Raw genomic sequence first — 13,560 nt, 5'->3', positions numbered from 1 at the left:
AAAAATACACAATACAGATAAAGAGAGTGCCTCTTTAGTGCTTAACAGCGATAAGGGTCTAAAAATTTGTGCACAAGACAGAGAGTTTTATATTGAGATATTAAATGATTTTATATCAAAATATGCCAATTCAGCAGCAATACTTCAAGAGCATATAAATGGGACAAACGGCATACATGCCGATAAAATGCTCTTAGATATATCGGGAGTAGCCGCAAACATCGGCGCTGATTCTCTCCATGATGCTGCACTTGATTTAAAAAACAGCATCGCAAACCCATCTGATTTAACATATATAAGCAATCTAAAAAAGTACAAACGCTCTCTTGAGAGAGTATGGGAAGAGATTAAGAAGTATCAATTAACCTCCTAATGCCTTTTTAACATTATCATCAGCCATAGTTATATTCCACTCCGGTTCCCATACCAAATCAATCTCTACGCTCTTTATCCCTGCCATCTTTTTTACAGCTTCTTTTACCCATTGCTGTATAAGCTGATGCATAGGACACGCTTTTGTGGAGAGCGTCATCTTTATGTATGCATTTCCCTCATCATCACATGAAGCATCATAAATAAGCCCCATTTCTACAAGGTTAAAGCCAACTTCTGGGTCTATTACCGTTGAAATAGCTAAAAACAGTTCCTCTTTTGTATACATAATCTCAATCCTTAAATAATATTTTGTTTATAATTTATCATATAAAATACGCTTCTTAAAAAAGCTAAAGCTCCTACCAATAAAAACGAGGCTCCCGCTTTTAAAACAACTTCATCTTGCAGCAACAAAGCAGCTGCCACGACTAAAACACCCAAGGCACAAAAAATAAACTGAGCAGAGGCACTTTTAGCTGGAAGCATATCTGCTAACATCGGTACCTTTTGCTTTCCCACAAGAGGAGAAAATCTCTCAAACCAGACAAGAAACGGGACTATTTTATACATGTGCCCCGTAATAGTAAAAGCAAAGAAACCAAAAAATATCATCCATACAGATGTTAAAAGCAACGGCTCATACCCGCTAAGTAAATAACTCAAGCCCAAAACAAGCGAAGAGATTAAAGAAAAATAGGCAAAAATAAGTGATTTTGCATAGACATCAATCTCTTTTCTAGCTCTGGTTTTATATATTGTTTTTATAAAGTAAAAATAGACAAACAGTCCAAGCGCTGCTAACGTGTAGCCTACATACTCCATAAACACAACTCCGCTTAGAGAAGAAATCATAACCGATAAAACCGATAGACTTACTATTGTCATGGAAATTTTTAAAGGCTTTTTACTAAACCCGTGTGAAAGACCAAACATCGGAAGCAAAACAAGGGAAAGTCCCATAATAGTGATAATTATATATCCCACAATCACTAAAAAAACATGACTCTTTAGCAGAGTATGAATATCTACAGAAATCATCCCCGCATACCCAAGAGCCATAATAAGACCAAATATAATCCCAAAAAAGAGAAAAATATTTGATATCAATATACTACTAATGACAAGATTAAACTCTTTAACTTTTTTTATAGTCAAAAATATTTCCATCACAAATATCATCATAGCTATCAAAACAACTACTCCGCCAAAAGGTAGCAGCATCGGATAGCTTAAAAATCCAAATGCCATCATTATCGTACCAATACCAAGCAGAGGCCAAATTGCATAAAAAAGTTCAACGCCAAAGTGTCCGACTTCTAAAACAACCGGCACCAATTGTGCCATTGCACCAAAAATCGTCATCATGACAAAGCCTAACAAAAATAGATGGACGAAACTTAGTATTTTTGTATCTAACATTGATAGATTTTCTACCGAGAAAAAAAATAAAAATATAACTGACAATAGATAAAACAAACTCCCTATTATAAAAAATGGAGAGATTAGTTTAAATGGAGGAGCAAAGTCTTGTGATACTGAAAACATTTAAATACTAGTGTTTGATATTTTCAAAATCAGTATTCGCCTCAGATGCGCTATTGCTTGAGAAAGTTACCTTTACTAAACCATTATCTAGCGTCTCTATCTCATGCGAGACATCCTCGCCGAGCTTGGCAAAAAGACCGCCGGGTGCTTTATGATTTATCATGACCAACTTATCATCTGTTGCTTTTATAAGCTTCAAGCCGCATACAGCATTTACCATCGGATCTGGCGGGCCGCATTTTGATGTATCAAAGTAGTACGTACTCACACCATCTTTTTCTAATTTGTAAAAATCGACAGTTGCTCCAGCAACTTCAATCTTAGATGCTTCTACTGGTATATTTGACATTTTTAACTCCTTAAATTTATATTTTTAATTATATTTAATAATAAAAAAATAACGTTGACTTAAATCAACGATAGGAGAAAATCTATCTAATTTGTCCGCTTCCATAAATTTTAAACTTATAAGTTGTTAAGCCTTCTATTCCCATCGGTCCACGAGCATGGAGTTTATTTGTGCTAATCCCGACTTCCGCACCAAATCCAAAAGCAGCTCCATCGGTAAATCTTGTCGAAGCATTTAGATAAACAGCTGCTGCATCAATGGCATTTAAAAACATCTCTGCGGTAGTTACATTTTGAGTGATTATGGCTTCAGAGTGACCTGAGCTAAATCTCACAATATGCTCTATCGCTCCCTCAACACCGTTAACGACTTTTATGTTTAGTATATTTGCCAGATATTCAGTATCGTAATCCTCCTCTGATGCATCTGCTACGTCTATAATTGCCTGCGTATTTTTACATCCTTTTAACTCTGTATGTGTTTTATCAAACTCTGCCTTTAAAAGCAAAAGCGCATCTTTGGCTATAGCACTATCAACCAAAAGTGTCTCCATTGCATTACAAACACCCGGTCTTTGAACCTTAGCATTTATAGCAATTTTTATAGCATCTTTCATGATTGCATCTTTGTCTATATATGTATGGCACTGCCCTTTATCATGTTTAACTACGCTTACCGTTGCATTATCACTCACATATTTTATAAGCCCTGCCCCGCCGCGAGGAATAATAAGGTCAACATATTTATCCATTTTTATAAGTTTTGCAACCCCCTCTCTTGAGGAGTCGGGAATAAGCGAAATCAAAGATTTTGGAAGATTGTTCTTTTGCAGTGTTGCTTGGAGTATTTTTGCTATTGCACTGTTTGAATTTTCAGCCTCTTTTCCGCCCTTTAAAACACAAACATTTGAGCTCTTAAAACAGAGTGCCGCAGTATCACTTGTAACATTTGGACGGGATTCATAGATAATTCCTATCACGCCGATAGGGATAGAGACCTTCTCTATCTTTAACCCGACTTCCGTTACCCAGCCATCAAGAATACGCCCTACTGGCTCTTTTAGCGCTGCTATCTCCTCAATCGCCACAGCCATAGCATTAATACGCTCCTCATCTAAGAGAAGTCTATCCATTAACGTTGTGGAGAGAGAATTCTTTTTGCCCTCTCGCATGTCAAGCGCATTAGCTTCCAATAATTCCATCGTATTTGCTCTTAGTGCCGTTGCCATCTCTTTTAAAATTCTATTTTTCTCTGCCCCGCTAAGAGCACTAAGTACCCTACTCGCCTCTTTTGCCTCTGCTAAAAATTTCTCCATTTCTTTTCCTTTTTCATAAAATTTATATGTTAATGTTATACTACCATAAAAAAATAAAGGCATTTTATGAAAACAATCACTTTCATCGGAAACGGAAATATGGCTCTAAGCATTGCGAAGGGGCTAAAAGAGAGCTATAAACTAGAAGTTATCGGCAGGGATTTAGAAAAACTAGATGCCTTTGAAAATGAAGTGGGCGTTAAAATAGAAAAAATGTTGATGGATAGTTGTGACATAGAGGGTAAAACGGTTATGCTCTGCGTAAAACCTGCAAATGTTGAGGAAATTGCCGCTAGAATCAAAGGAAGAGCAAAGGTTATATACTCTGTTCTTGCCGGAACAACAGTGCAAAAAATAAAGCAAAATCTCAACCCTTATGCCATCGTAAGAAGCATGCCAAACCTTGCTGCTAGCGTAGGCAAATCTATGACTACGCTTACCGGGGATGAGGCATACATGGATGAAGCCAAAGAGCTGCTTGGAGCCATCGGTACAACTCTTTGGCTAGGAAGTGAAAAAGAGCTTGACATCGCAACGGCACTTGCAGGAAGCGGACCTGCATATCTAACGCTTATTGCTGAGGCGTTAAGTGATGGAGCGGTCAAACAAGGAATGAAAAGAGCTGATGCTATGGCAACTATGCGCGGACTTTTCAGTGGATTTGGGGAGCTTATACAAGAGATTCACCCTGCACTTTTAAAAGATGCAGTTATGAGTCCCGGCGGAACAACTGCCGCGGGTTATGGGGCTCTTGAAGATGGGAATGTAAGAGCTTCATGTATAAATGCGATTGAGCAAGCTTATAAAAAAGCAGTGCAATTATCAAAATAGAGGATTTCGCATATGCAAAGAAAAATTATTGAAAAAGAGTTTAATCTTCCTTTTGGCGAGCTTCTAGATAGTTCTAGTGATATGCTCTTTATACTAGAGATACTAAAAGATAATATATCTGTAGAGTATGCCAATGAAACTGCTATTAAAAAACTCGGCTATACACTCAAAGAGATGCAAGAACTCGGTATAGACGGTTTTAGAAAACCCATAAAAGACTCTAAAGAATTCTCTAAGCATATGGTTGAACTACAAGAAAAAGAGTCCCTAACTGATTATGCGCAGCTGACTTGCAAAGATAAAACTCAGTTTTGTGTTGAAGTAAATGCTAGAATTATTCAAAGAGAAAATAGAACATATAATATTGCTCTAGTTAGAGATATAACTATGAGAATAGAGTTTGAGGAGGAGCTAGAAAAAAAATTAGCTAAAAAAACTAAACAGCTTAATGAAAAAATCTCTATTTTAAAAAGTTATCAAGATGCCATAGATGAAAACTTAATCCTAACCATTGCCGATAAAAAGGGAATTATTACCTATGTAAATGACAACTTTTGTAAACTCTCCGGATATAACAGGGAGGAAGTTATAGGTAAAGCGCACAACATAGTTCGTCATGATGATACGCCCGATGCTCTTTTTAAAGATTTATGGAAAACCATTAAAAGTAAAAAAGTGTGGCGAGGAAATATAAAAAACAAAAAAAAGAATTCTGAATATTATATAGTAGATAGTGTAATTGTTCCTATATTAGATGAGGAATCAAATATAAAAGAGTACCTCTCTATAAGATATGATATTACAGAACTTGCAAACAAACAAAAAGAGATAGAAAGATTGGCTCATACAGATAATCTAACAGGAGTTGGAAATAGGCTTGCCCTGAGTGAAATACTCTCCTCATATAAAAAAGAGCCTCTCAATATCGCTCTTATTGATATAAATAGATTTAATCAAATAAACAACTTCTACGGCGAAACAATCGGCAACAACGTCATAAAATCATTTTCTCAAAGTATTCAAAGCAAACTAGACGACTCCTATAAAATTTTTCGTCTTCAAGGTGATGAATTTATCATTTTAAATACCGATTTAAAAAAAGAGAGTTTTATTGATAAGATGATAAAACTAAACTCTTTTTTAAGTGCAAATACTATTACTGCAGAAAATAAAAAATTCAATATCGACACCACGGTTGCGCTCTCGTTTGAAGAGGCATCTTCTCTTGTGACAACTGTAAATTTAGCAAGCAGATATGCAAAACAAAAGGGTCTATCTTTTAACATATACAGTCAAGAAACCTCTCTTGAAGATGAGTATAAATCAAATATTGAGTGGAGTTCTAAGATTAAAAAAGCACTCGCTGAAAATAGATTCACAATCTTTTTTCAACCAATAGTCGATACAAACACAAAAAAGATAGAAAAGTATGAAGCTTTAGTCAGAATGATAGATGAAGATGGAAAAATTATCTCACCGTTTTTCTTTTTGGATAAAGCAAAAAAATCTCATCAATATATAGAAATAACTAAAATTGTTATTGAAAAAACTATGGAGCTGGCAAAGGCAAAAGATATAAAATGCAGTATAAATATAACTATTGAAGATATAGAATCCGAATATATTAAAGAGTTTATATTTAACAGCCTGCAAAAGTGCACAAAGGCACAAAATATTACATTTGAACTAGTTGAATCTGAAGGAATTGAGAACTTTGTGGAAGTTGATGAGTTTATTCAAAAAGTAAAATCTTTTGGCTGCTCCCTCGCCATAGATGATTTTGGTACGGGGTATAGCAACTTTGAGTATCTCTTAAAACTCAATGCCGACACAATAAAAATAGACGGTTCTCTTATAAAAGATATCGATACCAATCAAGATAGCTATGATATTGTTCAAACGATAGTAGGATTTGCAAAAATTAAAAAGCTCTCAGTAGTTGCGGAGTTTGTAAGCAGTGAGTCTATTTATAAAAAAGTAAAATCTTTAGGCATTGATTTCTGTCAAGGCTACTATTTTGGTGAACCAAAACCTTTAGACTAAAAGAGTGTATCCAACTCTTTTCTTAGCTATTTTCTTTTACTAAGAGTTGAATTTTACACAAAAAAGAGGAGATTTAGAGAAATTTTAAAATCTCTTTTTCAATATCCTCTTTTTCTATAACGGTACTTTGGACTATCTCTTTTGCAAAAAGTTCTTTTATCATATCTGGTATTTTCAAGTTAGCCTCCTTAGAGATAGAAACTAAAGCTTTTAAATCTTCCCCATCAATCTCCCCAGTAAGAGCATTTGCAATAACTGGTGAGAATTTTGTCCACTCTGCGGTTGAGTAAGCAATAGTTTTTATATCCTCTTTCGAGCATGTCTCATAAGATTTCATACATGTAGCAGTATGAGGGTCCATTAGATAGCCATGTTTATAGAAGGTATCTTTTATATACTTTTTGCCCTCATCTCCAGTACAAAAATCTGCATCAAAGCTCTTTTTTAGAGATGCCAACTCATCAGATGTCAACTCATAAAAGTGATTTTCTTCAAGGCTGTACATTAGCTCTTTTGTTCTCTCATCACCGAACATATCATATAAAATTCTCTCAATATTTGATGATTTAAGTATATCCATCGCCGGAGAAGTTGTGTTGACTACATGCAACTTTCTTAAATCATATTTTCCTGTTTTAATGAGTTTTGTCAAAACATTGTTCTCATTTGAGGAGATAATAATTTTTTCTACCGGCAATCCCATCTTCCATGCATAGTATGCGCCAAGAGCATTTCCAAAATTTCCGCTTGGAACATTTAGATATACTTTTTCGCCCATCGTTATCGCTCCTTGACGAACCAGCTCTAAATAACTATGAATATGGTAAATGATCTGAAAAATAATGCGTCCAAAGTTTACAGAGTTTGCAGCGGAAAGAAGGATGTTTTTCTCTTTAAGTGCCTTTTTAAATTCACTCGAAGCTAGCAGTCGCTTAAGTGCATTTTGCGCATCATCAAAGACACCGTTAATCCCGATAACTTTTAAATTTTTCGCATCTTCTGTTACCATTTGAAGTCTTTGAACATCACTTGTTCCACCATTTGGATAAAGACAAGCAACCTGCACATTTGCTCTGTTTTTAAAAGTCTCAAGCGCAGCAGGGCCTGTATCGCCACTTGTTGCAGCAAGAATTAAATAGTGCTCGCCTCTTTTTTGTGCGATTGAAGATAAAACAGATCCAAAAGGCTGAAGCGCCATATCTTTAAAAGCACGAGTAGGTCCATGATAAAGTTCACTAATATATAAATTTTCTTTTACTTTTACAACTGGAACCGGATTTTCGGGAGTATCAAATTTATCATAAAGACTAAGCGCTTTTTTAATGACACTTCTGTCTATATCTATCTCAAAATGCTCCAACATATCATAAGCAAGCTCTTTATAAGAGGAGTTTAGATGCTTAGTTAAAAATCTCTCGCCAAGTTCTGGCAGACTCTCCGGCACATACAGACCGCCAAAAGAAGCAATCGGACTTAATATGGCTTCTGAGAAGGTAACACTTTTGGGGCTATTTTCATCGCATCCGCGAGTTTGAATAAATTTCATTTTTTTACATACCTATAGAATTTTTTTGAAATTATATCCAAATTAGCTCTCTTTTAAAAAATTATTGCTCTTCTTAAAACTTTATTGGAACAATCGAATTGGATTTATATGAAAGGATTTTTGCGTTACCTCAAATATCAGCTCATCATTTACGCGCCCTATCGTGTAGCCTTTTTTAATCTTTTTTCCCTTTTGTATATCAGGCGCTATCTGAGAGAGATTTGCATAAATGGTATGAAGTCCGTCATCATGTTCAATGATTACAATATTCTCAAGTATGGGCGTTTTATCTGCATATATCACTTTGCCGTTAAAGACGGTTTTAACTTTGGCGTTTTTTTCACTCGGCTGTAGGGATATTGATTCATTAAAAACTTTTATACCGTAAATCGGATCGGTGTATGTTCCGTATTCCTTTGTAATTTTATACGGCTCAAAAGGGGCTATCGTTTTTTGACCGGTATAATTTTTTGTTTTTGCCGCTTGATAACTGCTTCCATGATTTTTTACTTTTGGAAGATTCGAATCAGAAACAATATCTTTTGCATCAAATGCCTCGGCTCTTGCTGCTTCCTCCTGTGCTTTTCTCAACTCATCTATCTTTATAATATTTAACTGTGAGAGAGTCTTCTTTAACATATCTTGCTTATTAAAAATCTCTTGGAGCTTGTTTTTATAAGAAGCTTTTGCGATTTCTAGTTTTTTAAGAGAAGATTCATTCTCCCTTTGTGTATTTATAAGATCTTTTCTTTTTTCATCAATACTTTTTATAGCAACCTCCAAAGAGCTTACTTTTTCATTTAAAATATTTATATTTTTGGAGTTGTTATAAAATTTTTCATTTAACTCTTTTATCTTCTCTTTGGCACTCTTGAGCATAAGTTCTAAAACTTCGTACTCCATAAGAGACTCTGCATTTGCACTATACTCTTCTTCAAGAATGATGGATAAAGAGACACTCTGCGCTATGGTAAAAACTAGCTCCTCCTCTAGCTCCTGCGTATCTTCTTTTAGTTTTTTCTGGGAATGTTTTAACTCTTCAAGCTCTTTAACTTTTTCATCATAACTGCCCTCTTTCTCCAAAAGCTCCTCTCTTAATCCCTTAAGATGCTCCTGCTGCTGATTTATCTCATCTTTTTGCTTTATTATCGCCTGAGCAGTTTCGTTCATTTTTTTATTTATCTCTTCTTGGTTCTTAGCATAAGAACTTATCTCAGAGCTTGTTTTTTGTATCTTTATATCAACGCTTGTTTTTGCTTCTAGAAACAAATATGCCGATAAAAATAGTATGAGTAAGCGAATCATGCCTCTTCTTTATGCCCTAAAACAATAAGAGATGCGAGCAAAATAGATATCGACATAGCAACTCCTAAGATAAGCAAGGAATCATCAACTTTATTAAATATAACTATATTTATACCAATATTATTAAACTGCTCTAGCACCCAGGGGGATGATGAGAGATAAATAAATATACCAAAAGCCAAAAAACTGGCAATAAGCGCATCAACGATGGCAAGTCTAAACAAAACTGCGGAACGAAGCCACAAAGCAGCACCAAAAAGCCCCATAATACTCATTCGCTCATTATGCTTATATTGCCAGATTCTAAGCTCTTTTATGATGAGTAAAATCGTAACAATCAAAACAACAATAGCAAAAAGCGCAACTACGTTTTTAAACAAAAGGAGAAGCTTATAAGTCGTATCATGTGTATGTGAAAAATCCTCTACTTTTGTGATTGAACTGCTTCTTAGCAAATCGCTTTTTAAATTTTTAACTTCCCCTGGAGTTGGATAACGGGTTAAACTGAGCTTATAAAACTTAGGCATAGTAAGCTTTAAAAGCTCAACATTTGCACTTCTCATATCGCTGCTTAATCTCTCTATAACAGAGTCCGGCGAAAGCTCTTTTGCATCTGCAATAATATTGTTTATTTTTAATATCTCGCTAATCTCGAGATGCTTTTTACTGACTGCAATAACAGAGTAATTTTGTACAAGATTTACTTTATATGCCTCAATAGAGCGCTCAGCAATTAAAAATACTTGCATGGAGAAGAGTATGCTCAAAAGCGCAATTACAAGCGAAAAATGATTTCTAACAGACTTCATGTATGCTCCCATACTCTATATGAAAATGTTTATAATCAACATTTAGCGTCTTAGGAATATTGTGTGTTACCACTATAACTGTAGTATTTAGCTGAGAGTTTGCACCCTCAAGTAGATTCCAAATTAACTGCGAAGAGTAATCATCAAGGTTACCCGTAGGTTCATCTGCTAAAATCAAAACCGGATTATGTGCAAGCGCTCTAGCCATAGCAACTCTTTGCTGCTCCCCACCGCTTAATTCTAATGGGAATTTACCTATCTGATGATTTAGTCTTACATGTTTTAAAAGTTTGTCCACCTGATTGTTTGCAACACTTTTCACATACCCGTTTATAAGAAGGGGAAGCATTATGTTTTTATCAATCGTCCACTCTTTTACAAGTTTATAATCTTGAAAAACTATCCCTATATGGCGTCTTAAAAAATTCAGTCTTGCACGAGAAACACCTTTAATCTCTACACCCCCGACAATAAGAGAACCTTGTTTTGGTTTTAGGGCACCATAGAGCGACTTAAGAAGTGTTGACTTTCCGCTTCCGCTAGCTCCTGTTATAAACACAAAATTTCCTGAATTTATTGAAAAATTAACCTTATTTATAATAGTTTCACTGCTTGAGTAAGCCAGCGATAAATCTTTAGCAATTATAACCTTATCCATGAAGCAGCCTGTTTAAAAATTGATGCGCATAAAGGTTACTTTTTGATTTTAAAGGCAGCGCCCTATAGTAATAAGCCTTGCTCCCTTTTATAACAAGATACAGATGCTCAGGCTTGTCAAAACTCCCCATAGACAAACGAACCATTACTCCATCTTTTAATGTGTAGATTCTCTCAAAGTGAATAAACCCGCCATCAAACTTTTGCACTTTTTTGTGAAGCTTTATTATCTCCTCTTCTAAGAGAGTTACATCTAAAAAGTTAAAACTCCCTTCCATGTCCAAAGCAGGAGACTCCTCATCATTTATCATGATTACGTCGTAGATGTTCTTTTGCATCTTTTTCCATCTATCTTCATACTTGCTCGTTACCGCAATATCTTTGTTCTTGTTTATATAGAGAGTTGTTTTACTAAACGCTATAAATGTCTCATAGGAGTAGGCATAGTAATTTTCACTATCCGTACGAAGCTCCAAAGTTCCGCCGACTTTTAATATTCGCCTAGCCTCCTCTATAAAAGTAGTAGATATAACTCTTCTATGAGGTTTTTTATCCCAGGGAACAGGAAAATGCACATAAATTTTTCCTACTATATTTGAGGTTACAAGCTCCATAAAAAGTCTAGCATCATAACTAAGCAGAAAAATATTCTCAAGTTTTTTTATGGCTATCTGCTTTAAAACCTGCTCAATTGAGGGATGATGAATCTCTATACCGATAAAAAGTATCTCAGGATTATTGATTGCCTGATGCAGAAGATGTCGCCCTGAACCAAAACCAACTTCTATGTGGATTTCTCGCTCTTTGGGAAAATTTTGGGCAAAATAATTTATATCTTTTAGAGCTGTTACCTCTTGAAGATGAATATTTTTTTCACTTTGAGGCACATTTGATGAAACAATATTTATATCTGCAATTTTGGCATAGGTTAAAAGCGCTTTATGCACATTGTAGATAGAAGCAGGCTTTGTAAGTTTATCTACTTTTAAAAGACTTTTAGAATTTTCATCTTTTACTAGCAAGAAAAATTCATCATCTTCTACTTTAACAGAGATAAGTCTCTCCTCTTTGTGATTTACATTATCTGCTATAAAATTAAATGAGATTCCATCACTCTGTGAGGGAAACTCTATCTCCTTAAACTCTTCTATATGTAGATGTGGCATTAATTCTCGTTTTAGTTAAAATCTTGTACAGGTATTATTACGTCTTCTTTTGGCTCGCTTACGCGCTCATAGTTTTTTGGCTCAGGAATTTTCTCTTGGCTTTTTAAAGAATTATCTATCGCTTCTTCTTTAATTTTAAACTCAATCTCTATACTTGGCTCTGATTTGATACCGTTTGCATCAACTGAAAAAACTCTATAGTAGTAAGTCTTGCCTGCTTCTATTTCTGAATCTATAAACTGAAAATTTTTAATATTTTCAAAATCCTCAATAGAACTCTCTAGCATATTTTTTTTGTATCTTTTTTGTACATTGTAGCTATTAACTCTGACATCTGAGTTACTCCATGAAAGTACAATTTTGCCGCCAATAAGCTTTGCTTCAACCATCGAGGGAGTAGTTGGCTTAATAAGTGTTTTACCAAAAGCTGTGTAGTTACTGTGAACACTCTCTAGTTTGTCTTTATCAAAAACACTCACTCTATAAAAATACTCTTTTGCATCTTCTTCAATCAAGTCAACATAAGAGTTATTTTTTGTATCTATAACCATTTTATAAGTTCCATTTATATTTGAAGATCTATAAACTCTATAAACTAAAAAATCGTCAATCTCGCTCTTTTGCCAACTTATTTCGATTCTTTTTGGCAAATCCTTAGATGCATCTATCTTGGTTATCTCATTTGGCAACTTTTTTGTAACTACCTTTACCTCTTGACTAGGGTTTGAGAGAAGATTGTCAAAAGTCAATGCACGGATGCGGTATTTGTATGTAAAGTTATCTTTTAAATCTTTATCTATAAACTCGGCATTAAGTCGTCCGTTAATAGTTGCTATCTCTTTCCAGCTATCTTCTTCAAGTGTTTTTCTCTGAATAATATAAGCTTTTACTTTTTCATTTGTATGCGGTCGCCAAATTATTTTTGCGCTTCTTGGCATGCTCTCAATGCTGTGTATCCATGTTACAGACTCCATAGGTGGCAGAGACATCATTGTTACAACATCGCTCTTTCTTGATTCGGCTTTATCGCTGTATGTTTTAAAATAGTATCCATACTTAGAGTTTGCTTTTACGTTAGCATCTAGATAATGCGTAGAAAAACGGTTCTCAACAGTATCGTAGTAGTCATTTTTATTTTTATTATCTTTAACCTCATTCAAATTTATCTTATAAATATAGATACCATTTACTCTTGGATCCTCTATAGGCTCCCATTCAAGGGCTATTGCATTAATATCAACAATAGTTCCATTTTTAGTAAGATTTACTATAGGCAGCGTATCATCGATAAGCGCCTCTTTTTTTGGGGTAGGTTTTACCCCACAACCGCTAAGAACCAGCAGTGAAACTGTGCATAATGTAACTAGTGTCCATAACTTCATTTATTTGCTCCGTATTGAATTTTTTATCTATATAATCCATCATCTGCGCATCAGGCAATACGCTAAATACAAGTCTCTCTTTACTCTTGGGATGAATAAAGTATATTATATATGCATGAAGCAAAATACGTTCCGACTTCTCTTGTTTTGGGCTTTGTGCATAAATATGGTCACCTACTATATGGCGATTCATGCTCTCTAAATGAACACGTATTTGGTGTGTTCTTCCTGTAGAGA

The 13,560-nt window shown here is 34.9% G+C and carries 12 protein-coding genes and 2 pseudogenes; 3 read left to right on the top strand and 11 right to left on the bottom strand.

Translation table 11 applies throughout. The features are described from left to right. Positions 1 to 373: pseudogene (locus tag M0Q17_RS08060) on the top strand (hypothetical protein); the annotation flags it as partial. On the opposite strand, the gene M0Q17_RS08055 reads toward M0Q17_RS08060, so the two are convergent. The 4 genes from M0Q17_RS08055 to M0Q17_RS08040 all read right to left on the bottom strand — a co-directional run bounded on the left by M0Q17_RS08055 (position 362) and on the right by M0Q17_RS08040 (position 3,584). Next, complete coding sequence (locus M0Q17_RS08055) at positions 362 to 661, bottom strand: metal-sulfur cluster assembly factor (protein WP_295085665.1); 300 nt, start codon at positions 659 to 661, stop codon at positions 362 to 364. The pseudogene M0Q17_RS08060 and the gene M0Q17_RS08055 overlap by 12 nt on opposite strands. 11 nt (positions 662 to 672) lie before the next feature. Then, positions 673 to 1,740, bottom strand: coding sequence for a hypothetical protein (locus M0Q17_RS08050; protein ID WP_295085662.1), 1,068 nt, complete (start codon positions 1,738 to 1,740; stop codon positions 673 to 675). A gap of 187 nt (positions 1,741 to 1,927) precedes the next feature. Beyond that, positions 1,928 to 2,269 carry a hypothetical protein gene (locus M0Q17_RS08045; RefSeq protein WP_295085659.1) on the bottom strand — a complete coding sequence of 114 codons (342 nt, stop codon included), beginning with the start codon at positions 2,267 to 2,269 and terminating at the stop codon, positions 1,928 to 1,930. A gap of 82 nt (positions 2,270 to 2,351) precedes the next feature. Continuing rightward, a complete protein-coding gene (locus M0Q17_RS08040) occupies positions 2,352 to 3,584 on the bottom strand; it encodes a glutamate-5-semialdehyde dehydrogenase (RefSeq protein ID WP_295085655.1) in 1,233 nt (410 codons plus the stop codon). Positions 3,585 to 3,650: 66 nt separating this feature from the next. On the opposite strand from M0Q17_RS08040, the gene M0Q17_RS08035 reads away from it, so the two are divergent. Beyond that, entirely contained in the window at positions 3,651 to 4,415 is a 765-nt protein-coding gene (locus M0Q17_RS08035; protein WP_295085652.1) for a pyrroline-5-carboxylate reductase, read from the top strand. A gap of 12 nt (positions 4,416 to 4,427) precedes the next feature. Continuing rightward, positions 4,428 to 6,458, top strand: a complete 2,031-nt coding sequence (locus M0Q17_RS08030) for an EAL domain-containing protein (protein ID WP_295085649.1) — start codon at positions 4,428 to 4,430, stop codon at positions 6,456 to 6,458. Positions 6,459 to 6,531: 73 nt separating this feature from the next. Here M0Q17_RS08030 and thrC read toward each other — a convergent pair whose 3' ends face one another. The 7 genes and pseudogenes from thrC to M0Q17_RS07995 form a co-directional block, all read right to left on the bottom strand. Further along, positions 6,532 to 8,004, bottom strand: a complete 1,473-nt coding sequence (gene thrC, locus M0Q17_RS08025; RefSeq protein ID WP_295085647.1) for a threonine synthase — start codon at positions 8,002 to 8,004, stop codon at positions 6,532 to 6,534. An 81-nt stretch (positions 8,005 to 8,085) separates the two neighbouring features. Next, entirely contained in the window at positions 8,086 to 9,309 is a 1,224-nt protein-coding gene (locus tag M0Q17_RS08020; protein ID WP_295085645.1) for a peptidoglycan DD-metalloendopeptidase family protein, read from the bottom strand. After that, complete coding sequence (locus M0Q17_RS08015; RefSeq protein ID WP_295085642.1) at positions 9,306 to 10,118, bottom strand: cell division protein FtsX; 813 nt, start codon at positions 10,116 to 10,118, stop codon at positions 9,306 to 9,308. The genes M0Q17_RS08020 and M0Q17_RS08015 overlap by 4 nt, the downstream gene beginning before the upstream one ends. Beyond that, positions 10,105 to 10,776: an ABC transporter ATP-binding protein gene (locus M0Q17_RS08010; protein WP_295085639.1), complete on the bottom strand. Its 672-nt coding sequence runs from the start codon at positions 10,774 to 10,776 to the stop codon at positions 10,105 to 10,107. The genes M0Q17_RS08015 and M0Q17_RS08010 overlap by 14 nt, the downstream gene beginning before the upstream one ends. After that, entirely contained in the window at positions 10,769 to 11,941 is a 1,173-nt protein-coding gene (gene trmB, locus M0Q17_RS08005; protein ID WP_295085636.1) for a tRNA (guanosine(46)-N7)-methyltransferase TrmB, read from the bottom strand. Before trmB ends, M0Q17_RS08010 begins: the two co-directional genes overlap by 8 nt. A gap of 11 nt (positions 11,942 to 11,952) precedes the next feature. Then, entirely contained in the window at positions 11,953 to 13,323 is a 1,371-nt protein-coding gene (locus M0Q17_RS08000; protein WP_295085633.1) for a hypothetical protein, read from the bottom strand. Continuing rightward, positions 13,271 to 13,560: pseudogene (locus M0Q17_RS07995) on the bottom strand (RluA family pseudouridine synthase); the annotation flags it as partial. The gene M0Q17_RS08000 and the pseudogene M0Q17_RS07995, both read right to left, overlap by 53 nt.

Origin of the sequence: Sulfurimonas sp., assembly GCF_023229105.1 — a bacterium.
Lineage (GTDB): Bacteria > Campylobacterota > Campylobacteria > Campylobacterales > Sulfurimonadaceae > Sulfurimonas.
The sequence above is the reverse complement of the archived record's forward strand: the minus strand, read 5'-3'. Positions and strand labels throughout refer to the sequence as shown.